This is a genomic window from Salinarchaeum sp. Harcht-Bsk1 (genome assembly GCF_000403645.1).
Classification (GTDB): Archaea; Halobacteriota; Halobacteria; order Halobacteriales; family Salinarchaeaceae; genus Salinarchaeum.
Map to the genome: position 1 here is coordinate 2,644,114 of NC_021313.1, position 24,849 is coordinate 2,668,962.

Annotated in this window: 16 protein-coding genes; 6 read left to right on the forward strand and 10 right to left on the reverse strand. The window is 63.2% G+C overall.

What is annotated here, in order from left to right; all coding sequences use genetic code 11:
• Nucleotides 1-157 precede the first annotated feature (157 nt).
• Nucleotides 158-5,002, reverse strand: coding sequence for a sacsin N-terminal ATP-binding-like domain-containing protein (locus tag L593_RS12195; protein ID WP_049894123.1), 4,845 nt, complete (start codon nt 5,000-5,002; stop codon nt 158-160).
• A 109-nt stretch (nt 5,003-5,111) separates the two neighbouring features.
• Nucleotides 5,112-5,411 (reverse strand): hypothetical protein, encoded by a 300-nt coding sequence (locus L593_RS12200; RefSeq protein ID WP_187292621.1) that lies wholly within the window; start codon nt 5,409-5,411, stop codon nt 5,112-5,114.
• Here L593_RS12200 and L593_RS12205 point away from each other — a divergent pair.
• Nucleotides 5,380-5,940 (forward strand): GTP cyclohydrolase I, encoded by a 561-nt coding sequence (locus tag L593_RS12205; RefSeq protein ID WP_201764627.1) that lies wholly within the window; start codon nt 5,380-5,382, stop codon nt 5,938-5,940. The genes L593_RS12200 and L593_RS12205 overlap by 32 nt on opposite strands.
• A 120-nt stretch (nt 5,941-6,060) precedes the next feature.
• On the opposite strand, the gene L593_RS12210 is transcribed toward L593_RS12205, so the two are convergent.
• The 3 genes from L593_RS12210 to L593_RS12220 form a co-directional block, all read right to left on the reverse strand.
• The gene (locus L593_RS12210) at nt 6,061-9,768 is read right to left on the reverse strand and encodes an exodeoxyribonuclease V subunit beta (protein ID WP_020447280.1); all 3,708 of its coding nucleotides are present in this window, start codon (nt 9,766-9,768) and stop codon (nt 6,061-6,063) included.
• Entirely contained in the window at nt 9,761-12,931 is a 3,171-nt protein-coding gene (locus tag L593_RS12215; protein ID WP_020447281.1) for a PD-(D/E)XK nuclease family protein, read from the reverse strand. Before L593_RS12215 ends, L593_RS12210 begins: the two co-directional genes overlap by 8 nt.
• 123 nt (nt 12,932-13,054) lie before the next feature.
• Nucleotides 13,055-13,420, reverse strand: a complete 366-nt coding sequence (locus L593_RS12220) for a hypothetical protein (protein WP_020447282.1) — start codon at nt 13,418-13,420, stop codon at nt 13,055-13,057.
• Between the two features lie 152 nt (nt 13,421-13,572).
• On the opposite strand from L593_RS12220, the gene L593_RS12225 reads away from it, so the two are divergent.
• The gene (locus tag L593_RS12225; protein WP_049894480.1) at nt 13,573-14,046 is read left to right on the forward strand and encodes a CRISPR-associated ring nuclease; all 474 of its coding nucleotides are present in this window, start codon (nt 13,573-13,575) and stop codon (nt 14,044-14,046) included.
• Nucleotides 14,046-15,062 carry a hypothetical protein gene (locus tag L593_RS12230; RefSeq protein ID WP_020447284.1) on the forward strand — a complete coding sequence of 339 codons (1,017 nt, stop codon included), beginning with the start codon at nt 14,046-14,048 and terminating at the stop codon, nt 15,060-15,062. Before L593_RS12225 ends, L593_RS12230 begins: the two co-directional genes overlap by 1 nt.
• A gap of 84 nt (nt 15,063-15,146) precedes the next feature.
• Here L593_RS12230 and L593_RS16095 read toward each other — a convergent pair whose 3' ends face one another.
• The 5 genes from L593_RS16095 to L593_RS12250 all read right to left on the reverse strand — a co-directional run bounded on the left by L593_RS16095 (nt 15,147) and on the right by L593_RS12250 (nt 19,981).
• Nucleotides 15,147-15,302, reverse strand: a complete 156-nt coding sequence (locus L593_RS16095; RefSeq protein WP_187292622.1) for a hypothetical protein — start codon at nt 15,300-15,302, stop codon at nt 15,147-15,149.
• A gap of 37 nt (nt 15,303-15,339) precedes the next feature.
• Entirely contained in the window at nt 15,340-16,005 is a 666-nt protein-coding gene (locus L593_RS12235; protein ID WP_020447285.1) for a metallophosphoesterase, read from the reverse strand.
• A 111-nt stretch (nt 16,006-16,116) separates the two neighbouring features.
• Nucleotides 16,117-17,460, reverse strand: a complete 1,344-nt coding sequence (locus L593_RS12240) for a HEAT repeat domain-containing protein (RefSeq protein ID WP_049894125.1) — start codon at nt 17,458-17,460, stop codon at nt 16,117-16,119.
• Entirely contained in the window at nt 17,457-17,891 is a 435-nt protein-coding gene (locus L593_RS12245) for a hypothetical protein (protein ID WP_049894127.1), read from the reverse strand. The genes L593_RS12240 and L593_RS12245 overlap by 4 nt, the downstream gene beginning before the upstream one ends.
• Entirely contained in the window at nt 17,888-19,981 is a 2,094-nt protein-coding gene (locus tag L593_RS12250; RefSeq protein WP_020447286.1) for a VWA domain-containing protein, read from the reverse strand. The genes L593_RS12245 and L593_RS12250 overlap by 4 nt, the downstream gene beginning before the upstream one ends.
• A gap of 326 nt (nt 19,982-20,307) precedes the next feature.
• On the opposite strand from L593_RS12250, the gene L593_RS12255 reads away from it, so the two are divergent.
• The 3 genes from L593_RS12255 (at nt 20,308) to L593_RS12265 (ending at nt 24,815) form a co-directional block, all read left to right on the forward strand.
• Nucleotides 20,308-21,870 (forward strand): ATP-binding protein, encoded by a 1,563-nt coding sequence (locus L593_RS12255; RefSeq protein ID WP_020447287.1) that lies wholly within the window; start codon nt 20,308-20,310, stop codon nt 21,868-21,870.
• Nucleotides 21,871-22,033: 163 nt separating this feature from the next.
• A complete protein-coding gene (locus L593_RS12260) occupies nt 22,034-23,005 on the forward strand; it encodes an oxidoreductase (RefSeq protein ID WP_020447288.1) in 972 nt (323 codons plus the stop codon).
• Between the two features lie 136 nt (nt 23,006-23,141).
• Nucleotides 23,142-24,815, forward strand: a complete 1,674-nt coding sequence (locus L593_RS12265) for a thiamine pyrophosphate-binding protein (protein WP_020447289.1) — start codon at nt 23,142-23,144, stop codon at nt 24,813-24,815.
• The last annotated feature ends 34 nt before the right edge of the window (nt 24,816-24,849 follow it).

Consider the following 24,849-nt stretch of genomic DNA (forward strand, 5'->3'; position numbering starts at 1 on the left):
TCACGCTCGTACACTTGGCCCTCGACGCCCATCTGCGCCTTTCAACACTGGTTTATTCAATTGGGGAAACGCGTAGCCCTCTCCCAGGATATCTTAGCCCTATTGATCCGTGGCCAGGGGTTTCAATGCCTGGAGTGCCATGGTTAGAGGGTAAACCCTAGTCAGTCTCGGTCACATCGGCGAGCGGCGTTTCTTGGATTTCTCCTCGCTTCCGGAAGTTCGTGATGTCGACTTTCACCTCTCGCTTCGTCTCTGAGTGTTCCTCCGTTTCGGGGCGGAGTAATTCAAACGGGTTACGAATAGCACGTACATATGGGTCGGAGCGGATGTCCTTCCGCAGGTTTCCAACGATGTATAGGTAGAATCGGTCGCTCACGTCTTTGGTTCGGGCAGTTTTCCACTCGTTCCACGAGATCCCTGGTGTTCGCGTATCGTGCCCGGAGGACTTCAACTCGATTAACCGATCAGCCTTCCCCGTATCTGGATTCACTGTGAGGATGTCGAATCCCGGGTAGGGAAGCGGGAGTCCGACCTCTTCGACCAGCTTCTTGATCACGGGTGCCGCATTAGAGTCACTCCTACGAGCATCTTGTATCGCCTGCTCTGTATGGACCTTGAACACGTACTCCTCGGGCGATGTGTCACGGCTCTCGAAGTCGAATTCTTCCCGGAGCCGCGCCCGTTCATACTCCATCGTGATCTGCATCCCTAATTTGTCGACTACAGTGCGATATTTCATGTCCGGGTTGCTACCGCCCCCTTGAGATTCCCTGGTGTCTGAATAGTCGTCCTCATCTCCGTTCTCCTCGGCAGGTTCAACAATGATTGTCTCTCGATCACCGGCAATCGCCAATTCCCCTGGTTCGTAGATCGGGCGTTCCTGCCGCTGAGGCGTCCGGTCTTTGATCGGTTCTCTTGCCGGGTCTGGGGAATTGTCTGGCTTGTACTCCACGTCCTCATCGGTGTAGTCGCTCGGATTCACTATCGGTGCCTCGAGGGGCTCCGCTGTGTCCTCACGGAGTGCTTGTCGCTTGCTTTCGATCTCATCGATCGATGACGGTGCTCCGGCCAGACGCAGATAATCTCGACGGTCACTGTCATCCGTGGCGGTGAGCATCGTCACGACGCCTTCGAATTGCGTGACATTCAACGCTCCACAGAGTGCCCGCGCTAAATATCGATACTGTTCGTCGTCGTTTTCTGCAGCCCTGACGATCGGTATCGCGGGTTCCGATCGAGCACGATCACGACGGTCAAGATAGTACGGGGGATTCGAAGTCACGGGCGCCACGTTCTCGCCTGGGAACTCGTAATCCACCTCGATCGAGTCGACGATCTCCAAATCGGTGCAGAATGCTCTCAAGCCGTTTAGGTCACGTGTGATCAATTCCTGGGACTGGCGCTCAGCTTCGAGTCGGCAGAGGATGTACGGTGCAGCTCGTTTCAGTTCCTGGATGAGCTGTTCCCGCACCGCGGGGCGTTCATCGAGGAACCGTGGTGTCGAATCCGCAGCTCTCTCCAGATCACGCATCCCGAAGTGCACCCCGAATCCGACGGCTTCTGTCTCCTGAAGCACAAATACCGGCAGGCTGGGGATCGGGATCTGCTCAAGAACGTCCGGGGCGCTAACGAAGTACGCATCTTGCGCTCGAATGATCTCGAACTCCCCATCGGGATACCGGCACAGGACGCCGACATCCTCCAGCCCTGTCTGACTCGTTTGCCAGTCTTCGTCCTTGATGTCTCGCTGTTGATCAGGAAGGGCTGGCAGCAGTTCACTTGTGTAGCGGTACGCCGATTTGATCTGGCGAAGCGAGTCCCCAACCGCAGCGGTGGCTGTCAGATTCCCATCGGCATCGGTGAACGTGTTCGCAATCGTCCCGACGATCGTCCGCGCATCGCGCGGCCGGAATGTAGACTGAGATAATTCCCGACGAACGCCGACTGCGTCGAAGAACCCTGCTGCATCCCGCGTTTGCTCTGCCACGTTACTCGGAATCACAGGCAACAGCGAATTACCGCTCAGCTGAAACCGGGAGTGGACGCTCTCGGTCGGTAACCACGCTTCATCAGGCCGTCGGACACCGTGCTCCGTCGGGCACCAGCGAGCGTTCTTCAGTTGCCACAGCCACAAGTTGAGTCCAACGCGACGCTTTTCGCTCTCCGCAGGGCAATTCTGGTTCCGTCGTCCAAATGATTGTACGTCGTGTGTGGCGAGCACTGGATTCCGGTATTTCTGGAAGCTCTCTCGCCACCACGCACCAATGTGCTTGAGAAGTTGCTCGCCGACGCTAGAGGATACCGATTCTCCTTCCACCGTGTTCTCAACATTTCCTGCCGCCTCAAGGAACTGACTCAAGAATTCGATGCTTTGCATCTGGTAGATCGAGTCGTACTCCCCGCGCTGCCCACCAGCCTGATCCAAGCACTCCGTGAGATGGTGCTGGTATTCCGTCCACAGGTCCTCATCTAACGCGTCCAATTCCGAGCGGGCGTCCGGTCGTTCAATACCAATCGTCGATCGCAGGCGACGTCGAGTCTGCGGATCGAAAAACGGCTTCAACCGGAGATGCGGAGATACCCCCAACCACTGGAAGAAATTCCGCCACTCGTCAAACTCAGACTCCTCCCCAATATCAGGTTCATCCACCACGTCTGCAGGGTGTTCGATCCCCGGGAATGTGTCGGGAGGCGCCAGGTAGTGAGCATCTTCGATGCCGGCCGCGTCGAATAACGGTTCGACCTGCGTGGCCGCGCTCGCATCCGGCTGCCAATCCGATCCGAAGTACACGCGACAGGCAGGCTCCCAGTCCCCGTCTCTCGTCGGCACCGGGAGGAGACAAAGCCGATGCAGTGTCTGGGTTCGCTCGATATGCGGTAATGGAGCAGCCGCATCTACTGATTCGCCGGCAAGCCGCCACACGAGTTCCAGAATACTGCGCTTCCGAAGCGGCGTGTCATCAGCATCGAGTTGCTGCGGACTCGGCAGGACAGGGAACAATGCTGCTCGAGCAACCTCTTCGAATTCGAACTCATTGACACCCCATATCGACTCTAACGCGGGTTTCAACTCCGTAACGAGATTACTTTGAGTCCGTGAATCAACGTTTGCCTTCGGACGGTACAATGGTGGACTCAGGAATTCAATTCCCGGGAGATCAACATCCGGAATATCGTTCTGCGGCGGGAAGAACAACTCGCGAACCCCGCCGCTGTCACGCGCAACATGCCTGACGATGCCCGCCTCAGTTGGTCGACCAACCGGGAACACCGACGCACCCTGGCACGCAGCTTTGAACTCGCTCAACACGTCATCCTGATCGCTAATTGTCTCGAACACCCAGATCAACACTTGCAGGATTGGGTCGACAGCCAATTCATCAACAGGCTCCGGATACTTGTTCAGCGGAGAACGCGAGTCCGACACAGCCCCTAACACGAGAGGGATATCCCGAGCCGAAAGAGTATCTGCACCGAGTGAATCCAAAACCCGTGCGTGGCTTGGGGTCAACAATTTCGTCTGGAGAAAATACCCCTGGCTATCGACTTCACTGACTTCCAATCGGGTCGCACCGTGGATCCGCGCAACGTACCCGGCGATATCCGGCCGGGTCTCGGCGTAATAGGGAATGACTGCCTCCCGGATCGAACGTAACGAAGCGTCTCCATCTGCATCCGAAAACGCCGGCAGAAATGCCACATCGGCGAACGCAGTTTTCACGGCGTTGATAAACCGCCCTTCCAGTGAGTCGTCATCATTCCGAGATTCTTCAGTAAGGTGAGTGAAATCGAGCCACCCCAGGATTTCCCCGGCACTGGTGGCGGTTTCCTTCGCGTACCCCACGACATCTGTCGCCAGTAAATCGGCGATTTGCTCAACGAGGAATCCGTTATAGTTCTCTGCGCCGGCAGTCACGTCGACACTGGTTCTGGAAATCTTCGTGTAGAATGCCCCATTGGCAAGCACCGGTATCGGGCATCGCTCTTCAGTTGGGAGGAATACGTGGAGAAACGGTCGTTCACGCAACCGCTTTAGATGGATGCCATCGGATTCACGAGTAACACGAAGTGCGACACCAATCCGCGTGTGATCGACTTCCCCCCAAGTATTCGCATCGATGCCACCCGTATTGTTGCCGATCGGGATTCGCAGCCGCGAAAACAACGCGAATGTCGTACTGGCCGACTCCTGAGTTTCGGCTTCATGTTCGACGGTCACGAACTCCAGATCGCTTTGCACGCTCTCGGTTCGCTTCACATCTCGTTGGATTCGCCATTCTTCAGTCGATCCGTCGAGACTGAGTTCTAGCTCCTCGAGGTTCTGGAGAAACACCGCGGTGTGTTCATCGAGTTCTGAAATAGCAGTGATCGTATCCTCCCGGATACTGGAACTCTTCAACTCGAATCGAAATACAGTGTTGTACTCCTGCTCCAGTAATTCCTGGACACGAGGCGGCGTCTCGTCTGGCGGGAATGGAAGCCGCATCAGCGGAATGCCGTCGATATCAGGTTCCGACCACTCATCATGTTCCTCAACCGCGTCGAGAATCGCGTCTCGGGCATCACCGCGATCGAACTCAAACGAAACGCCAGTCGAGAACACCTGCGGTCGGTTCGTCAGATCGAGAACGGAGCTGAATCCGCGACCCTTGTGACCGATAGGAGCTTCCTGTTCGGCGTCGCTACTCGCCTCTTTCGTCGTATAACTCATCGTGCAGAGGGCCTTCACATCGTCTTCATCGATCTGACGCCCAGTATTCGCGACGAGTAACGTCTCCCCGTCCAACTCGAACCTGACCTTCCTCGTTCCTTCACTGTCCGACATCGCATCGTCGGCGTTCTGGATCAGTTCAAACGCGAACCGTCTATGATAGTCCGCCTGAATCTGCCCTTCGTCGCTGTAATGAGCGTTGATATCCTCGGGCGTACTCTGGTAAGAACGAAGACGTCTTTCACGAAACCCGGAGAGAAATTCAGATTCTTCACTGACCCCTGATGACATGATCCCCTCAATTCAGCGGCAGAACAAAAAAGCTGAGGCACACCCACGGAACCATTCTAACCACAGCCGGTGAGACACGCAGTCTACGCCACGTCACTCCCGGCGCCGCTTACCCCTTGAACGAATCCCCCTCTGCCTTTCTCGCCACCATCCTCATCGGGCGGCCATACCTCCTCCCGCTCCCAAGCTGTTTGACACCATCCTGACCGCTCTCCACCGCCGGTTCACCGACGGTACCCAGTCCCTGTTGCTCCTCACCGTCGCCAACCCCCGTCGACGGTCCGTCCGACCCAGCAGGTGACTCGCCCGCTGCACCGATCGCATCGCCCTGCTCTAACGCCTCCAACGGGAACGCGTACGCTTGCGCTCGCCGCTGCTTGTACCACGACGTCCGCTCCGCGATATCCATCACCTCGATCACCGTCGACCTGTGGAACGATGCACCGGGGACATGGATGACAGACAATCAGTTTCACTACGAGGAGACGACGGCCGTTCCAGTGGAGGACAGCGAAATCGACCTCGAGAAGGCTCGGCGGGGGACGAGACTCCTGCTCGAGGCAATCGGGGAGGAACCCAACGAGGCCCCGCTAACCGAGACGTTTGAACGGCGGGGTCCCGAAATACTTGCGACACTGACCGAGGGAACGCGCGAAACCGCCAAACCCGACCTTCGAACCTTCGAGGCCGATGCCGACGAACTCGTCGTCAAGACGGAGATCCCCATCTACAGTCTCTGCGAGCATCATCTGCTCCCGTTCTTCGGCGTCGCGCATATTGACTACCGTCCCGGTGAGGAGATCGTCGGACTCTCGAAACTTCCCGCTACGTGCGCTGGCATTCACGCCGGAAAGTACGATTTCGATCGACGCCGTGGCGCTCGGTCACATTCACAAGGAAGCTGCGGCGACGTTCAGGCAGTGCACGGCGTTTTGTAACGGGGCGACGGAGCGGTTGACTGCTGACCTCGAGCCGAGCGTGGACACGATTACTATCGAAGACGGCGAACTGTCGCGCACCCCGCACCGACTTTGATATTCACGCGGTCACGGTGGTAGTTACAGTTCCGTGCTCGCCCAGTCGAGCAGTTCGTCGACGTCTATCCGTGTTACCGTCCGGTGAGGGACGTCGCCGGTGTCGGTGAAGATGAGGGCGATGGTGACGTGCTCGGCGTCTGGATCGTTCTGGAAGAGTGCGCCGGCGTAGGCGAGGAGCTGTGGTAGATAGTGCTCGGTGTAGCTCGCGATGGATTCGCCGTCGAGGTCGCTTGTTTTGTAGTCGGCGACGAGGTAACCTGTGTCAGTGACGGAGAGGTGATCGATGTCGCCAACGACTTTGGCGGCGTCCAGGTCCAGCGTGACGGTGAGTTCGGCGTGACGAGAGCGGATCTCGTGCATAGCTTCGAGCTCGTCGAGTGCGGTGAGTCCGGCGTCAGCGTGACGCTCGATGAGGCTGATGTCGGTTTCGGTGAGTGCGTCGGGATCGTCGACGCTGCGGCGAATGATGGTTGGCCAGTCCTCGCGTGGCGGGGTGAGTTCGCAGAGTTTGTGGACGATCGTGCCGAGCGTGGCACTGTTGATGGCGGGGTCGGCGTCGATGTGCTCGGGTCCGGTTCCGTCCCCGCCATCTTCCTGGAGGAGATCTGGGCGGGATTGGGTGTCTGCGAGTTGGTCGCGAAATTGGGAGGCTGAGAGGCGTTGTTTCGCGGGTTGCCGGGCGGGTTCGGGGAGTTCGATGTCGGTTGGGACGGCGTCGTCTCCGCCTGGTGGGGTCCAGTCGCCGGGTTCTGGTGGGCGGCGGATCGTGTACTGCCCTTCGTCGAGGTCGGCGGTGATTGCGTCGTGCTGGGAGAGTTGCGGGACGAGGTCCGGGATGTCGAGCATCGTGGGTTGGACCCAATCTTGCCAGGAACTGGCGTCGGCCCAGTCGCCGGCGTCGGATAATCCAGATTCCGTATCGTCGTCGATGCTGTGCGTGCCGGTGAGGACGAGGTGGTCGCGGGCGCGTGTGGCGGCGACGTAGAGGAGGCGGCGTTGCTCGGCGCGTTCGCGGTCGCGGTAGTGTTCGCGGACGTGCGTGTACATCGCGGAGTTCGTATCGTCGAACACGGTGTCGATGCTCGGTGCTTTCAATCCGAGGAGGGGCTCGTCGTTGATGCGTTCGAAGTGAGCTTTGGTGATGCGTGATTGGTGGTTGAATCCGCGGGTGATCTCGGGAACGATCACGATCGGGAATTCGAGGCCTTTCGCGGAATGAATGGTGCGGAGCTGGACGCCGTCGATGTCGCCGGGGATGGTTGCTTCGCTCGGGTCGTCGGTGCCGTCGCGGGCGCGTTGGATTCGGTTGAGGAGCGCGGTGACGGATCGGGCGTTGCCTTCCTCCCAGTTGCGGAGTTGTTGGCGGAATTTTTCGACGTTGGCGACGGCTTGCTGCGGGCGGTCGTCGGCACCGATGCTGACGAGATACGCGGTGTCGTCGATGACGCGGGAGATGAGGGCGCTCCACTGTCCGACGGCCGGGTCCGGGCCGGTGCCGGCGTCGGTGCGCCACTCGCGGATCTGCTCGCGGGCGGCTTGCAGTTCGGGCGTCGCGGTTTCGAGAGCGTTCCACAGTGCCGTGTCGGCGGTGTATGCGTTGGCGAGTTCGTTGTCGGTGAAGCCGAACAGCGGGGAGCGCAGGACGCCGTACAGCGGGATGTCGGCGTGCGGGTCTTCGAGCACGCGGAGCAGGTTGATGAGTGGGCGGACTTCCGGCGTGTCGTAGAAGCCGCTGCCGGCGAGGTTCGTGTACGGGATGTTCTCGGCGTCGAGTGCGCGTTCGAACGCGTCGAGGCGGCGGGATGATCGGAACAGGAGTGCGACGTGCTCGGGTTGCGCGGTGACGTATTCCTCAGCGTCCGGGCCGTACACCTCGGTGTCGCCGGCGAAGAGGTTCGTGAGGTGCGCGGTGACGGCCGTGGCTTCGCGTTCGGCGCGGGAGAGGTACTCGTCGTCCGTGAACCACGTGTCCTCGAGGCCGAGCGCGGCGTCTGCGTCTTCGTCGTCGGGGACGACCAGGTACTCGACGGTGCCGTCGACGTCGGGGCCGTCCGGGCGTTCGGCGGTGAGGCGTTGCGGCTCGGCTTCGTACGGTTCGTGGGTGCTGTCGTCTTCCCGACCGGCGGGTTGGAGGAGTTCCTCGAACAGGTCGTTGATCGTGTCGAGGGTGGGTGCGACGGTGCGGAAGTTCCCGGTGAGTTCGAGGTCTCCGTCGACGCCGGCCGGGTTGTCGTCGATGAGCGTGGTGCGGGCGTCGCGGAACTGCGTGACGTCGGCATCGCGGAACCGGTAGATGCTCTGTTTTTCGTCGCCGACGAGGAACACGTTCTGCCCGTCGAATCGGTCAGGGTCGTCGCCGCTTAACAGTTTGATGAGCTGCCATTGCCGCGGGTCGGTGTCCTGGACTTCGTCGACCATGATGTACTCGAACTCCTCACGGAGTGTGCGGCGCGCGTCGTCGTTGGTTTCGAGGAAGTCGATGGCGCCGGTGATGAGGTCGGAGTAGTCCAGTGCGGTGCGGCGTCGTTTCCGGCGTTCGTACTCGGCGCGGGTGACCTGGAAGACGCGGGCGAGTGCGATGGCTTGCCTGGCAGCGTTCCGTTCGACGGCGGGGTCGTGATCGAGATTCCGATCTTCGGGTTCGACGAGCGCGGTGAGTTTGTCGAGCGCGTCTTGAAGCGCGTCTTGCTCGGTTTCGTGGCCGTTCCCGTGCCAGTTCCCTTTGGTGCCTGCGTAGTAGTGGGATCTCGAGTACAGGGTGCCGGCGTTGCTCGTGACGCCGTTGGCGAGGGTGAGGAAGAATCGTTGCCGGTCGGCTGCGGTTCCGTCGTCGGTGTGCGCGCGAGTCTCGGTGAGGATGCCGGCGAGGTCCTCGAGGAGTTCCCTCCCGTTGTCGTCGGCCGGGACGTCGAGATCCTCCGCAGCGATGCGGCGTATCTCTTCGATGGCGGTTTGCGCGTCTTGGTTGTCCATGAGCTGGTCGGCCTCGGTGACCGGGATGGAGACGTCGATGAACTCCGCGCAGTACGCTTGATATGCTTCGGCGGTGCTGTCGGCCCACCGGTCGGCCCACTCGGTGCTGTCCGGGCGTTCGCTGAACAGGCTGGTGAGCGCCGAGTGCAGTGTCGATCGGGAGTACAGTTGGGTGAGCGTGGCGAGCTCGTCGTGCGTGTCCCACGGCCATTCCGCAGTGTGGGTTTGCTCGTTCTGGTCGCGTGGGGCGAGGCGTCCGGCCGGCGCTGGCGGGCCGTTTTCGACGCCGTACTGGTCGAGCACGGCCGTGACGGTCTCGCTCAGCAGGTCGTCTGCGTCGCCTTCGTCGAGCGTTTCGAATTCGGGGTGGACGTCGGCTTCGACGGCGAACTCGCGGAGGATGCGGCTGCAGAACGCGTGGATCGTGTGGATGTACGCGTCTTCGAGATCGTCTTTCGCGGTCCGCCACCGGTCGTACTCGTCGCCGGTGGCGTCGGCGAGTTCCTCGTCGATCACGTCCCGGATCTCGTCGCGGAGTTCGCTGGTCGCGTCGGTCGTGAACGTGAGCGTCGGGACGTTTTGCGGCCCGATGTCCGGGTTGGATGCCAGGATCTCCCGGTACCTTTCTTTGAGCGTCGTTGTTTTGCCGGTGCCGGCGCCGGCCGTGATTGCGATGTTCCGGTCGAGTTTCAGCGCGTCTTGCTGCTCGTCGGTGAGTGACACGTCCGCTTCGTCCGCTGAAGCGTCTTCACGCATCGGTGTCACCCCCAGGAAGTTCGTCCAGCACGTCCCCTGCGCCGGCGCCCGCGGGAACGTACGCGTGGTGCCCGGTGTCGGTGACGTGATCGACCACGTCGTATCGGCGGTGGTGTCGAACGTCGCAAATGTCGCTGAACTCGCAGTAGGAGCACTGTGCAGTGCGTTCACCGACGACAGCCGGGTGGAACGCGCCATTCTCGATCGCTCCTGTGACCGCGTCGAGTCGGTCCGGGATCACGTCGGTGATGAACGCGTCGTAGTCGATGTCGTCGAACCGGTCGGCGAGGCTGCGCCGCGGTTTGACCTGCGGGTTGTCGTTGATGACGTAGTACCGTGCGGCGACGTCGGACGGGGTGAGGTCGGTGTCGACGAGTTCCGGGGCGGCGAGTGAGTAGATTGGGAGTTGGAAGTCGATCCCGTCGCGCGCCTGGTTTTCTCGTCGTCGTGCCCCGTTGACGCTGGATGCTTTGTAGTCGAAGACGGTGAGTCCGTCGGGCGTGGTGTCGACGCGGTCGACGATCCCGCCGACTGGAACGGTGCGGCCGTCCGGGAGTTGCACGCCGTCGTCGTCGCCGAGTTCTGCTTCGAAGTAGCTGGGTCGGTGCCCGTCTTCGGCGAAGTCGAGTTCCGTGTCGAGGAACTGCGCGAACGTGCCGGAAGGGTCGTCGGTGCTGTCGTTGCCCGGCGGGGAGTAGTACTCGTTTTCGGTCGGGGAGGCCAGGCCGCTGAACAGTGCGTGCAGGGTTTTCTCGCCGAACACGTCGTGCAGCGAGACGTCTTCATCGTCGACGGCGTCTCGTGCCGCGGCGAGGAGGCCTTGCTCGAGATCATGCTGGTCGTGGTCGGTCAGGTCGACGGGGTCGCCGGGTTCGGTTTGGAGGTCGCGGTAGAATGTTTCGACGGTTTCGTGGACGACCGAGCCGAGCGTCAACGGGTCGATGCCTGGTTCGATGTCGTCCTCCTCGTCGAGACCCCACCCGGTGCTGAGGAGGTATTTGAACCCGCACTTGGCGTACTTCGTGAGGCGACTGTAACTGTACGGCGCGCGCGTCAGCTTCCCGTCCAGCGATTCTATCGATCCCGTTGTGAGTTGCCCGTCGTGGGCGGTGAGTTCCTGGACGCCGCGGTGCGCGCCGCATTCCGCGCCGCGCGTCGCAGTTGCAACGAACGCGTCGGTGACGTGCCCGTTCTCTCGAGCTGCTGCGAGGGCTGGTTCTAGCGCTGCCGGAGGTGCGCCGGCCATGTCGCGTTGCAGGTCTTCTCTCGATGCGCGTGGCTCGTCGTGAAGGGTTCCAGTCGGTTCCAAGCCGGTGACGCGGGCGAGTTCGTCGACGAACGGTGAGACGAGTAACGGATCGTCGTCGATCGTCGTTTCTGGTGTCGTGATGTGGACGCGCTGTGCGTTCCCGATGAGCGTCCCGAACCGGTACCGGTCCACGTCTCGTTGCGCATGGCGTTCGAACACGCCGAGTTGCTCGCCCAGAGTTTGGAAGAACCGTGGGCGCGTTTCGCTACCGGAGAGGTGCTGTGCCGTCGCACCGAGCACATACAGTTCCTCGAAATCCGCGCCCGGCGCGTCCTGGAGTCCGATGATTTCGACGTTCCCGGCAGTCACCTGGGTTGGCGACGGAACGCGGACACCTTCGAGTGCTGTCCCGACTTCGCCGAGCGGGTCATCGGGATCGAATTCCTCGCAAACGGTCTGGACGGACTCCAGGATTGCGTCGACGCGACGCACGGCTCTGGCCTCGTACCCGGCGTTGAAATCAGCATTCTCATCGAGCGTCTCCACCGTACTTTCGAGCCCGATATGCCCGAGCAACTCGCGGACTGCCGGGACAACAGCATCGGCCTCCGCCTCCCGAACAGCGGCGACGCGGTCGAGGAAGGCATCGATGCCGGAAGCGGACGCGTCGAGTTCGTCGACATACGCGTCGATCGCGGTCGTGTACAGGCGGCGCTGGACGTCCGCGAGTTCGACCGCGTCCGTCCCTGGGATGTCGACGAGCGGGTTGGTTGCCAGTTCTGCGATGCGGTCGCTGCGCGGGTACTCACAGCACTCGATGGCGTCCAGGACGGCGCGGCCGGCGTACGTTCGTTCGAGCAGGATGCTGACCTTGTACGCGTGATCGATGCCGTACGCGTCGAACACGTCCGCGATCCCATCCCGGTAGGAGAGCAACCCGGGAGCGAGTACGAGCAAGTCGTCTGGCTGCCGATCGGTGGTTGCGAGTTCCTCGCGGATGCGCCGGGCGACGTGACGGATTTCTCGATCCGGTGTCGGCGCTTCGTGCCAGGACAGCTCCGCGGGCGGGGCGTCAGGCGTCTCGACTGGCTGGTACAGGCGTGTCGTGACGTCTCGAAGCGGGAGCGGATCGGCTGCTTCGACGCGTTCCTCCTCGAACCCCATGCCGCGTAGCGCAGCGATCGTGTCAGCTACGGCCGTGCTGATACCGGCCGTCGGTGCTTCCGGCGTGACGGTCGGCATGAGGACGCGGACGGGGAAGTCCTCCGCAAGCCGCTCGATGACAGCGAGCTCGGTCGCTGACGGGTCCTCGAGATTAGAGATGACGATCGCATCGAGATGCGGCAGCACAGTCCTCAAAGACTGGTCGGTCTCTGCGACGGCGGCGAGTTTCTCGTTTTGTGTCTTCGACTCTGGGTGCGCGATGCGTCCGCGAAGCTCCAGATACCCTTCGAACACCTCGGTGAGAACCGTTTGCTGGTGCTGGGTACAGGTACTCGAATCGAGTCGATCTTCGAGGGTTGCGATGTCTCGGACGCCGTCGGCTTCGAGCTCCCGCAACAGCTCAGAAATCGACGGCGTGTGCTGGCCGGCGTCGCGAAGCACGTCGTTCTCGTCGAGTCGGTGGAGCGCTTGCTCGATCGTGCGGCGTCGTTCGAGCGTTTCGATTCCGGGATACGGGCCGTACAGTCGCTCGTGAATCGTGAGCGCGAAATCGGCGATTCCGGTGACGGTCAGGCGAAGTGCATCGTGCTCCTCGCGCCACGCGGTAGCGATCGCGTCGCGCTGGTGGGCGTTGGATTCGAGAAATACTGCGCTCTCTGGTGATTCTGCAGTGTTCGTATCGAGCCAGTTGAAGGCGTGATCTCGAAGGGCAGTGTAGGACGGACTATAGCAGATGCATCCCCCAACCATTGGATGGACAGTGAGTCGCTGGCGACCTACTTGGGGATTGTGGCGAGGGTTCCTCCGCCCGCTCCGACACCTCGACATTCGGCCGTGTTATTTCAGGGGCTGAAAGACCGCACTGAACTACGTTCACTCCAGTTGGCGAACGTCGTCCTGGACTTTGTCCATCTTGCACTCGACGCAGAGGTCCTCGGCGAAACAGGAGACGTTGTCGTAGGGACAGTCGTAGTCTTCGACGTCGACGCCCTGGCGGAGTTTCTCCTGTTTCCAGATCGACTCCCACGTGTCGATGTCCATGGCTGTCGAGGAAAATACCGTGTCACCGTCTTTGTCTACGATCTTGGTCACTGCGTCCGTGAATCGGTGTTCTTTCGCGATGTCGATCGCCTCGACGTAAGACGAACACCGTTCGACTCGTTTCCCGGTGTCGTCGTCGAGGATCCGGACCGTGACGCTTCCATCGTAGCTCTCGGTCGGCCCTTCCCGATCGTTCATTTATATTACAAACGGGTGATGGTCCCAATAACGTTCTGCCCAAACTGCGGCGTCTCCAAGTCGATCGGTCACGCCGAACCAGGCTTCGAACGAGGTTTCTCTGTTGCCAACCGCCACCATGGTTAATGTCGGTTGGCGTGAACGCGTACCGTATGACTCGAACGTGGGTGACTACCGCGAGTACGAACGTGGAGGCGGTGGTCAATAGCCTGACAGCGGCCTGTGACAACGGGTTCGTGCCCGACGAGATCCACGCACTTTCTCTCCCCGCGATCGAGGCGGAAGTCGAGGAGGCACTGACGTTCGCGGAGCGGACTGTCGAAGCCTACGGTGGCGATTCTCCGTCCGTGTTCAGAACGGAAATCGACGACGAGATAGCGTTCGGCGAGATTCAGGAACACGTCCAATCAGTCGTGAAGGCAGCCGGGGACGATGATGCGGTCGCTGTCGACATCACACCAGGCCGGAAATTCATGTCGGCGATCGCGTTCGCGGCCGGGATGCGGTACGGTGCCGATCACGTGTACTACCTGTACATCTCTTCGACGGAGAATTACTTCGGGCGACTGTACCCGGAGATTCCGCGCACCGCGACGCAACTCTACGATCTCACGGAGGGATACTGATGGAACTCGAACGCGGACCACTCACGATCCTCCTGAACGCATTGTTCGATGCCGGAGAAGACGAGATCGCAGTTCGCCATCCGGCAGACGAAGTCGGGGAGCTACTGCGTATCGAACTCGGCGATCCAGGGAGTTCGACGGTCCACTTTCCAGCTGATCACGACGATTACGCCAACGCGAGACACGCTGTAGAACGGGAGTACGGGTCCGGCGTCTCTGACGAACTCCCGGATCCCCGGTCGTACTGTAACGGGCTCATGGCCGGTGGGTTGGTCGACCCTGCGAACAGCGACGACATCGAGGCGTTCCTCGACCGGTACGGCAGCCCCGATCTGACGGCGGGGCACAAGCCGGTCGTCGCCGGGTTCGACACGAACCTTCTCCCGTGGCGGATCGCTGACGTGCTCGAACTGTACCCTGGGCCGGAGGCGACGGTTAACGGGTTCGCGCTCGCCACGGGTGTCCGCGACGAGCTCGATTGGGATCACAAGCGATCTGACACTGGCCGGATCGAATCGGCCTTCGGCAGCGAGTTCAGTGCGCTCTGGAACCAACCCGCCGGCTCTCGACGGGAGGGCCGCCTCGGTGAGAACTACTACCGGCTGCTCCGCGATCACCGCTACGCGGACGAAGTCACGACGGATCGAGGCGATGAGGATATCGTCCAGGGGTACGACGCCTACCAGGACGACAACCGGAAAGAGGTCCTGCTATTCAGTAACGACCGTGACTTCATCGAGCGAGCACGGTCACACAGGGTGCTGGCCCAACGCGTGGAGGTCCCGCGATCGCTCCCCGAGATGGCGGAGGCGTCGTGGGACGACATCTGTAATGCCCTCTACGTCCTCACGGTCCTCTTCGGAGTGCTGGAGCTCCCGAAAGTGACGCTGTACGGCGTGTGGCAAGGCAAGGGCGGGCAGGCGTGGCAGCGCGAGCAACTGCGGGTGGATTGCCGGAGTCCGAAGGTCGAGGCGCCGGTGGAACGGGACCTCGAAATCCTGTCGAGCGCGGAGTGAGGTCGCGCGCCGCAGCGACAGGGATCAGCACGTTCGCGAAGCGGTGTGAGCGGTTGCCCGATCTCTCGATCGATCGCATCGCTTTCAGACGATGCCCATCCTGCTGGCATCGAGGAGGATCTGCTGTCGGTGCTCCTGGACGAACTCCTCGCCTCGCTCATCGCGGACCGCTTCAAGGAGCTCCGCTTCGTCCATTCGTTCCTCGGCCACGTCGAGATCGCCGGGTACTATCTGGATCATCTTCGGTCGTGTTTTCTCTCGGTCGGACTCTCACCCGTCACTTCCCGAGGAACAATCGGTCGCCCGATTCGGCTGGTAATCCCTCGACGGCGATCTCGTGGTGAACTCGGTCGACGTCGTAGTGCACTCGATGCAGTTCAGCGTCGTTTTCCTCGGTGTCCAGGACGGCGTACGCGGCGTTCGAGTTGCCGTCGCGAGGCTGCCCGACGCTCCCGGGGTTCACGACGAGGCGACCGTCGACGTGGGCCTTCCCCTGGACGTGCGTGTGGCCGAGGACGACGCCGTCGTAGTCCTCGAGGTACGGTCGCAGCTCGGCGAAGTCCTCAGGGTAGACGTAGTTGCCGCGGTGCTCGGGATGGGAGTGAACGAGCAGGTAGTCGCCGTTCCCGAACGTCGTGGAGGCTGGCAGTTCGCGCAACCACTCGAGTTGTGCTTCCGAAAGCGTATCGAGGGCGTACTGCAGGCCCGCGTGGGCCATCTGGTTCGCTGCGTACCGAACGGGTGTCTCGACCATCCTGTCGTGATTCCCTTGGACGGTGACGGCAGCGACGTCCCTGATTCGCTCGACGCAGTCAGCAGGCCACGGGTTGTATCCGACCACGTCGCCGGCGCAGACGATCGAGTCCACGTCCGGCATGTCGTCGAGGACAGCCTCGAGGGCCGGCAGGTTCGCGTGCACGTCGGAGAGCAATCCGATTCTCATTGTACTGGGGGAAATCTGTGATTCGGGTGTCTGTTGCTGATCAGGGACCGACGCGGTTCCAGCGTTCGTCCCAATGCTTTCGCCGTTCGTCTATGGGTTTGGTGGCTGCCATCAGCAGTCCTCGATCTCCGAGAGTGCCCACATCGCCCTGGTACGGACGTCGGCTTCCTCGTCGTTGCCTGCAACGCGTTGCAGGGACGATGCTGCCGTGTCCGCCTGCACGTGTCCCAGTGCCCAGCAGGCGTTCTCCCGGACTGTTGGATCATCGTCGTCGAGCAACTCGACGAACTCGCCGACCAATTGCTCGACCGACGCCGGGTAGTCCTCCGCGATCCGTGCCACCACGCAGCTGGCGTTGATCCGTGCGTACCGTTCGTCGACGATGAGCAGCGGTACCAGCTGGTCGACGTACGGGCGAACGGCGTCGGTGTGGATGAGTGCGATATCGCCGAGGAGTGCGACGCCGTTGTTTCGGAGTCGCTGTGCGTCCTCGTCAAGGAGCGTCGCAATCTCGTCGACGTGGTCGACCCCAACTGATGGCGACTCGTGTACCACGCGTCCGAGTGCAGCCGTCGCGTTCAACCGGATTTCATCCGAGAGCTCCCTGTTCGTCGCCGCCGTGAGTAGCGACGGTGCGAACGGCTCGACTGCTTTCGGTGACTCGCCGGCAATCAGTCGCAACCCCCACACGGCGTACCGTCGACTGCGACCGCCTCTTTCGAAGATCGCCGCGAGCTCCTCGGCAGCGGGTTCGATGTCGGCCGGGTATTCCTCGCCGATCGCGACGATACACCGCGTCGCTTCGTAGCGAGCGCCCGGATCCTCCGCGTCGAGGTACGACCCCACTGCTTCGAAGGCGGGAGCGATCTCTTCGGGCAGCTCCTCACCGATCGGTCGGAGCACGGCCAGCGCGGCAGCCGTGGCGGTCGTATCGTCGTCGCCGAGGATCTCACGAATGACTGGGACGGCGGGAGCGCAGTCCTTGGGGCGCTCCGAGGCGATCCCCTCGAGCGCTTCGAGTATCCGTTTCCGTCCGCGGCTACCTGGCGCTGCTTGCTCGAGGAGGGCCAGGAGGTCGACAACGTCGATCTCGTGGGGATCGCTCGTCGATAATCGGCGGAATCCCCGCGCTTCCTCGGCGATCGTCTCGGCATCGGCCACGTACTGCTGGGCAGGCGGATCGGCGAGAGCCACGGTGTGGATCTCGTCGATGCGGACGGTGAACGAGTCGCGACGGCCGTCGACCGGGGAGCACTCGACAGCCGGGGCCGCGGCCGGTCGATCCAGCGTCGAGTCGATCGGATCGATATCGGCTACCAGCGCCGGCTTCGGCGTGGTCGTCTCGTACTCGATTTCGAACGCAGGGGTGTTCGGATGTCGCTCGAGGAAGGTGGTCAGTTCCGAGGGACTCCGGACGAAGATCCGACTGCCGTAGGCGAGCTCTGCTTCCTTCATGGGTTCACCCTCACCGGAAGATCGGACTGGCAGTTCCCGGCGTTCACTGCGCGGACGAAGTCCCAGGGGTAGTAGTGGGTCCACCCCTCGACGTAGCTCAGGTCGAGATCGTCGACGACCACGAGCTTCTCGGCCGCTGGGTGGAGGTCGGCGATCAGCGAGAGGCGTTCCTTCCGCGTCGGCAGTTTCTCGGGATGGCCGTTGCCCGTTGGCTCACCGAGCCAGCGCTCGGAGTCGTCGGGGTGCCTGTGGACGACGTCGACGACGCCGGGGATACCTGCTTCCTCCTCGAGCATCCGGTTCCCGATCGCGTAGACCGAGTGGTCCGGATCGTCGGCGAGCAGCCGGACCCACTCGAGGGGAACCGAATCCTTGCTGGGGTGTGCGTTGACGTCGACCGTCCAGTCGCGGTCGAACGCGAAGACCGTCATCCTTCGGTCACCTCGCCGTTGATTCTGACGGGGTGCGTAGCGAGCGTCTCGAGGAGATCGATCTCGCGCTGGAGGTCCTCGTCGCCCACGGCGACCATCTCCTGCTCGAGGTACTCCCGAAGCTGCTGGAATCGGTCTGCGTGCTCGCCCGGGACGACGAGTGGCACCGACATCTCCTCGTGGCGTCCGAGAAACTTCTCCAGCTGCCAGTCGTCGACACCTGCTTCGGGCGGTTCACCTTCGTGAACGTCTCGAGCCCACGAGCGGAGCGCGCTGGCGTACCGGGTTAGCGCGACGGCCTTGCGGACGCCATCGTGACCGAAGGACACCGAGTCCGAGGGAAGCTCGACGCTCCGACGCTCCGTGTGGGTCCCGCCGTCGCGTTCGCTCCAGGTAGCGACGAGCTCGACGTCGGCATCGGGATCCATCTGGTCCAGCCGGACGAGGACGATCCCACCTCGAGCCTCGCCGTCGGTCTTCGCGGAGGGGAACAGCGTCCCGACGTCGATCAGCTGTCCGGTCGTCGCCTCCGCGGAAGGCGAGCGGTGGACGGCCGCGACTTCACAGCCGTCGCCGTCGAGCTCGAGCGAGAGGTCGTACACGAGCGGCGTGACCATGTAATCGAACTCCTCGCCCAGACGGCGCTCGAACTCGGCCGCGGAGTGGACGAAGTAGTGGTTCGCGCCGCGGATGCCCGAGAGCGTCTTTACGAGGTCGGCGTTCTCGTCGAGCCCCATCCCGACGAACGTCGTGTGGATTCCCTCGACGGCAGCGTCGGCGAATCGCCGCTGGAGTGTCTTCTCGTCGGTGGTGCCGGTGTTGGGCATCATGTCCGTCATGAAGACGACGCGTTGCTCGACGTTGGGGCCGTTCCGGGAACCGAACATGCTCCGCGCGGCTTCGAATCCGTCGGCGAGATTCGTGCCACCGCCGGCCGATACGTTCCGGATGTGGCGGCGGATCGCCGGCATGTCGGTCGAATCTACGTCTCGCAGCGGCTTGGCGACGTGTGCCTGCTGGTTGAACAGGACGATGCCCAGCCTGTCGGAGGGCCGAAGCTGGGTGGTCAGCGCACAGAGCGATTGCGTGGCGGCATCGAGCTTCGTGACGTCGTCGGCCTGCGTCTCTCGTTGCCGGCCCTGCTGGTCGTAGTAGTACTCGTCGAAGGGGCTGTTCATCGAGCCGGAGACGTCGAGGACGGCGATCAGGTCCAGGCGGGGGCGTTCGAACTCGTCGACGGAGAGCGTCGAGTCCAGTCCGACGGAGAGGAACGTCTCGGTTTCGCCGGTGATGGGGTGGTCGCTCCTCGCGGCGGCGTATCGCGGCGCGAACAGGGCGTCGGTGCTCGATCGTTCACCTGTCTCGAAGTGGTAGTCGTAGAACAGTCCCTCGTCCGTGATCGCTCCGGGTTTGGGCGTGTAGCCGTTGGCGATGTTCTCCCGGAAGTTGGTGACGTCTTTCGCGCCACCGGTGGCGAGTCCGACGGTCTCCGGTGCGGCGTGACTGTGATTCGCTTCACAGTGGTTGCTGTCTCCGAACTGGCCGTCGTCCGGGTGGCTCTCGAGACCTGGCGCCTGCCGGACGTCCGCCCTCGTGAGCTGTCGGTGGCAGCCCCTGCAGACGTACACTGGCGGGTCGAGCCGCTCCTCGGTGTGCATCGGCTGCCAGTCGTCGATGCGATCTTCGTTCGCCCGGACCCGACGGACGATCGCGTTCGCGTCGACGACGCCGAAGGCCTCCTCGAGCCCGAGCTCGCTCGCAGCACGTGTGACCGCCGGTCCGACTGCGTCGAAAGGGCGTCCCGGACGGAGCACCGCCCCGCAGTCCGGACAGTCCTGCTCGGATTCCGGCAGCGCCGGGAGGGGGTCTGCGCCCAGCAGCCCGGCGATCCGGTGTGTCGCCCCTGTCTTCAGATCCAGCAGCGGCTCGCTGTCCTCCGCGACGAGCACCGAGAACTGCGTCGCCGTACGGTCCGTGACGAGCAGCCGATTGACCGTCCCGTGCTCGGTTTCGATCGACCGCCTGCTGACGAGTTCGACCTCGATATCGTGTCGCTCTCCGCTCTCGATGTCGGCGTGTGTGGTGTCCATGAGTTCCTCCGTAATCGCACCGCCCGTCCTGCTCCCGGGTCCTCTCCGACAGTGGGACCCCGACCGAGTCTAATTAACTACATTATAGTGCGGCTTTTGAGTCTTGTACGGCCACTACTTTGGCGCAAGTGGGGAAAAAGGCTCCGTAATAGTGCATCATGCAGGTGGTAATAAGAAAGACAAATACATTGAAGTGTTCTTTATCGGGCGCTCTCCCGAAAATCGGCCGCTACGTACGGCATCTACCGTGAGAAACGCCGTTCGCGTGTCGCTATTCGTGACGAAACAATCATTGGGGAGGCGCCCGTTGATCCGTCAGTACTCCGATGGCGGTCGACCCAGCCGACTCGCTCGTGCGGGCGCTCGACGAACACAACCCGTGGTGGGAGCGAGGTGCGGACGCGTTCTCGCTCCCAGCACGCCAGCGCAGTGACTTCTACCACCTCGCTCGCCCGGACGACGAGGGTAGTCAGTTCGAGGACCAGCCGATTCTCGGACTCACCGGACGGCGTGGAGCAGGGAAGACGACGCTGCTCAAGCAGTTCGTCCAGCACCGAATCCAGCAAGGCGACGCCCCCGAGCAGTTCTGCTATCTGCCCTTCGACGCCGACCCGCTCTTCCAGCTCCAGTCCGACGAGCAGCTCCGCCGGGCGGTCCGCTATTACGAGAACCGGGTCCTCTCCGCTGTCGACGAGGAGCGACCCCACTTCCTCTTGCTCGACGACGTGCACCTGATCGAACACCCGAACAAGACGACGATCGAGGGCTGGGGAACGCCGGTCGCCAAACTGATCGAAGACGCACCGAGACGACACGTCGCGGTCACGGCGAGTGCGGGTGTCCAGGTAGACCGAGAACTCGACCGCGTGGGGATCGACGAGAGCGAGTACGGCGTCCAGCCGATCCTGCCCGAGAAGTTCCGGGACTACGTCTTCTCGCTGTATCCTGATCTCGAAGAGGGCGACACGCGCGTGAGCCCGACGTCGCTCCGCGAGGGCGAGCACAGCCTGCCCGAAGTGCTGCGTACCGGCGACGTCGAGCCGTTCGTCGCGGAGCTCCGGCGCAAGTACGAGCAAGTCGAGGGCGAGGAGCGCCGGATCCAGTCCCAGCTCGTCGATTACCTCGCGATGGGCGGCATCGTCAGCTACGCCCAGGACGGCGTCGTGGAATCGGCGAGCGATCTCGAATCGGCCGACTACGCGATGCTCCGGGAGAACGTCCGCGACGCGCTCTACCAGGAGGTCCCAGGCTTCGAGTCGATCCAGACGATCGGCGATCTGGAGCGCCTCTGTGCGCTCGCCGCTCGGAACCGCGGCGGTGAGTCGCTGAAGTACCAGGATCTGGTGGACCTGTTCGACGTCGATCGGCGGACGATCGTCGACAGCTACCTGCCGGCGCTGGAGACGTTGTATCTGTTGACGGGCGTGAACGAGTACGACAACGCACGGCCGCGCTCCGTGCGATTGTTCCTCCGTGATCCGGGTCTCGTGGTCGCGCTCACTGGCGGGTCGGCGGGGTCGGTCCTTGCGGATTTCGACCTCGAGACGGATCTCGCCCGGGTGACGGCGTTCGACCACACGATGCGCTTCGCCTACGGGATCGAGGCGATCCAGGGCCGCGACGAGGCGCCGTCGGTGCAGTACTGGGAGGGACGCGAGGGTGAGGTCGACTTCGTCTTCGAGGTCGACGGGACGCCGGTGCCGGTGGGGCTGGCGTATCGGTCGGGTGACCGGGAGGTGACACGCTCGGCGATTGGGGAATTCCGCAGCGAGTACGAGGCCCCGATCGGAATCCTGCTCACGGGTGACACTGCTGGGCGAGCGTCGATCGAGGACGTGCAGCAAGGGATCGTCACGCTTCCCTACTGGTTCTACCTGCTTCTGTGCTGAGCAAAGGTGAATCCCTCGGAGTGTGAGGGCAGTTCCGCAGAACGTACCGGTATCTGCCCACCGGCCTTTTTTGCCTCTCACCACACCGACTCCCCGTCTTGAGAGCGGTGTCCCGACCAGCGTCCACTCGAACGCATAAGGGCCGAGCGCCCGAGGAGTGCGTATGGCGCTACCGTTGCTCGATGCGAACGGGTGGTCGCTCGACGACGTTCCCGACCAGTCCGGCCGCACCGTGGTGGTCACCGGCGCGAACAGTGGGCTCGGCTACCACGCCACGAGAGCGTTCGCCAGGAAGGGCGCCGACGTCGTGATGGCGTGTCGCAGTCTCGAGCGCGGCGAACGCGCCCGGGACGACCTCGCCGACGCGGTCCCCGCGGACCGCCTCGCGGTCGAACGGCTCGATCTCGCCGACCTCGAGTCCGTCCAGTCCTTCGTCGAGCGGTTCGAAGCGGACCACACCGAGCTGCACGTGCTGTGCAACAACGCCGGGATCATGGCGATCCCGCGCCGTGAGACGGCCGACGGGTTCGAGTACCAGTTCGGCGTGAACCACCTCGGCCACTTCGCACTGACCGGCGGGCTCCTCGACCGGCTCCGCGCGACTGAAGGGGAGACCCGGGTCGTTACCCAGAGCAGCGGCTTGCACGCCAACGGCGAGATTCAGTTCGACGACCTGCAGTTCGAGGACGAGTACGGCGAGTGGACGGCGTATGCCCAGAGCAAGCTCGCGAACGTGCTCTTCGCGTACGAACTCGACCGGCGGCTCGACGCGGCCGGGTCGGACGTCGCCAGTCTCGCCTGCCACCCGGGGTACGCCGACACCAACCTCCAGCGACGCGGTCCGGAGCTCCGCGGCTCCCGACTCCGACTCTGGGGGATGCAGGCGGCGAACGCGCTCTTCGCACAGTCCGCCCGGCGAGGTGCGCTCCCGATGCTCTACGCCGCGACGAGCCCGGAGCTGACCGGCGGCGAGTACGTCGGCCCGGGCGGCATCGCCAACCTGCGAGGCGCCCCCGAAGTGCAGGCGTCGAGCGACCGGTCCTACGACGAAGCCCTGGCGCGTCGGCTGTGGCCGGTTTCCGAGGAGCTGACCGGCGTCGAGTACGAGTTCGGGGACGCCGTCACGGCGGAGTGAGGTCCTGCGAGGCGTCGGTCGACGATCGTCGGGCGCCGGTCGGCGTCCGCCCGCCGACCGGGGGAGCGTTTTTGTCCCCGCCTGCGCAGCGTTCTGACATGCATTGTGGTCCCACGCACCACGGTGATCGGTGCTAATGGTGCGAACGACGGATGCAATCGCGGCGATATTCGAGCAGGCAGGTATCGAGACGGTGTTCGGGTTCCCCTGCGAGCAGATGGATCCCTACTACGCGAGTCTTGCCGCATCGGACTTGCGACATATCTTGGCGCGGAGCGAGGCGAGCGCCGCCCTCATGGCCGACGGGTACGCCCGTGCTGCCCGGACGGTCGGCGTCGTCGACGGCGTTAGCGGCCCTGGCGCGGCGTACATGGGCGTCGGGCTCTGCGAGGCCAGCGGTGCCTCCTCTCCCGTGCTCGCGCTCACCGGTGGCAACGACCGCACGACGCGGGGCAACGGCGTCATACAGGACGGCGACAACGAGGCGATCCTCGAACCGTTCGTCGGCACGACGGCGGACGCCGAAACGCCGGAGCGGGCCGTCGAGCACGTCGAACAGGCCCTGCGAGCGGCGACGACCGGCGTTCCCGAACCGGCCCACGTCAACCTCCCCGAGGACGTGATGGCCGAGGAGACGGATCGAAACCCCCGTGGCGACGTGGCGGCCGACTATCCACGGACCCGGCCAGAACCCGACGACGAGGCGGTGGCCGACGTGGTCGAACTGCTCGCCGACGCCGAGCGGCCGGTCGTCGTCGCCGGGGAGGGCGTCCTGCGTGCCGGTGCGAGCGACGCGCTGGCCGACTTCGCCGAGACGGCGAACGTCTCGGTCGTCACGTCGATGAACGGCAAGGGTGCGGTCGCCGAAACCGCGCCGTACGCGCTCGGCGTCGTCGGACGCTGGGGCTTCTGCCAGGTAGCCAACGACGCCGTCGAGGATGCAGATCTCGTTCTCGGCCTCGGGACCCGCTTCGGCGAACTCACGTCGGTCGGGTGGACGCTCGTGCCCGAGGACGTGCCGGTGGTGCACGTCGATCTCGACCCCGAGTGGCTCGGCCGGAACTACGAGCCGATGGTCGGAATCCGTGCCGATCTCCGGGCGACGCTAACCGCGCTGACAGCTGCCGCCGAGGGAGCGGCGACCAGTGCGACGGACGAGGATGCCGATCGTACCGACCGGATCGACGACCTCGCCGAGGATCGCCGGGCGTGGCGAGAGGAGCACGCAGACGATCTGACGAGCGACGCCACGCCGATCAAACCCCAGCGCGTCGTGGGCGAACTGAACGAACGCTTGCCTGCGGACGCGGTGCTGGTGAGCGCGACGAGTTTCCCGGGTTTCTTCTCGGGCGCATTCTACGAAACCGAGCGGCCGGGGCTGGGCTACCTGCAGGCGAGAGGGAGCGACGGAATCAACGTCTGCCTTCCGCAGGCGCTGGGCGTCCAGGCCGCGCTGCCGGACCGACCGGTCGTCGCGCTCTCCGGCGACGGCGGCATCGGGTACCACATCTCGGATCTCGAAACTGCGGCCCGGGAGGAGCTCCCGATCACCGTCGTCGTGACGAACAACGAGTCGCTTGGCTCCTCGAAGATGAGCCAGCTCGGGACGTACAACGTCGACCAGTCGACGGACTTCCACGCCGGCGTCGACTACGCGCAGGTCGCCCGCGGTTTCGGCTGTGCTGGCGAGCGGATCACCGATCCAGACCGGGTCGGGCCGGCCATCGAGGAGTCGCTCGATGCGGACGTGCCGACGCTGCTCGACGTGCAGGTCGATCCCTACGCCGCGCCGCCGGTGCTGGTGGAGTAGCCGCACCTCCTGATCACGGCGCGATGGAGGAGCA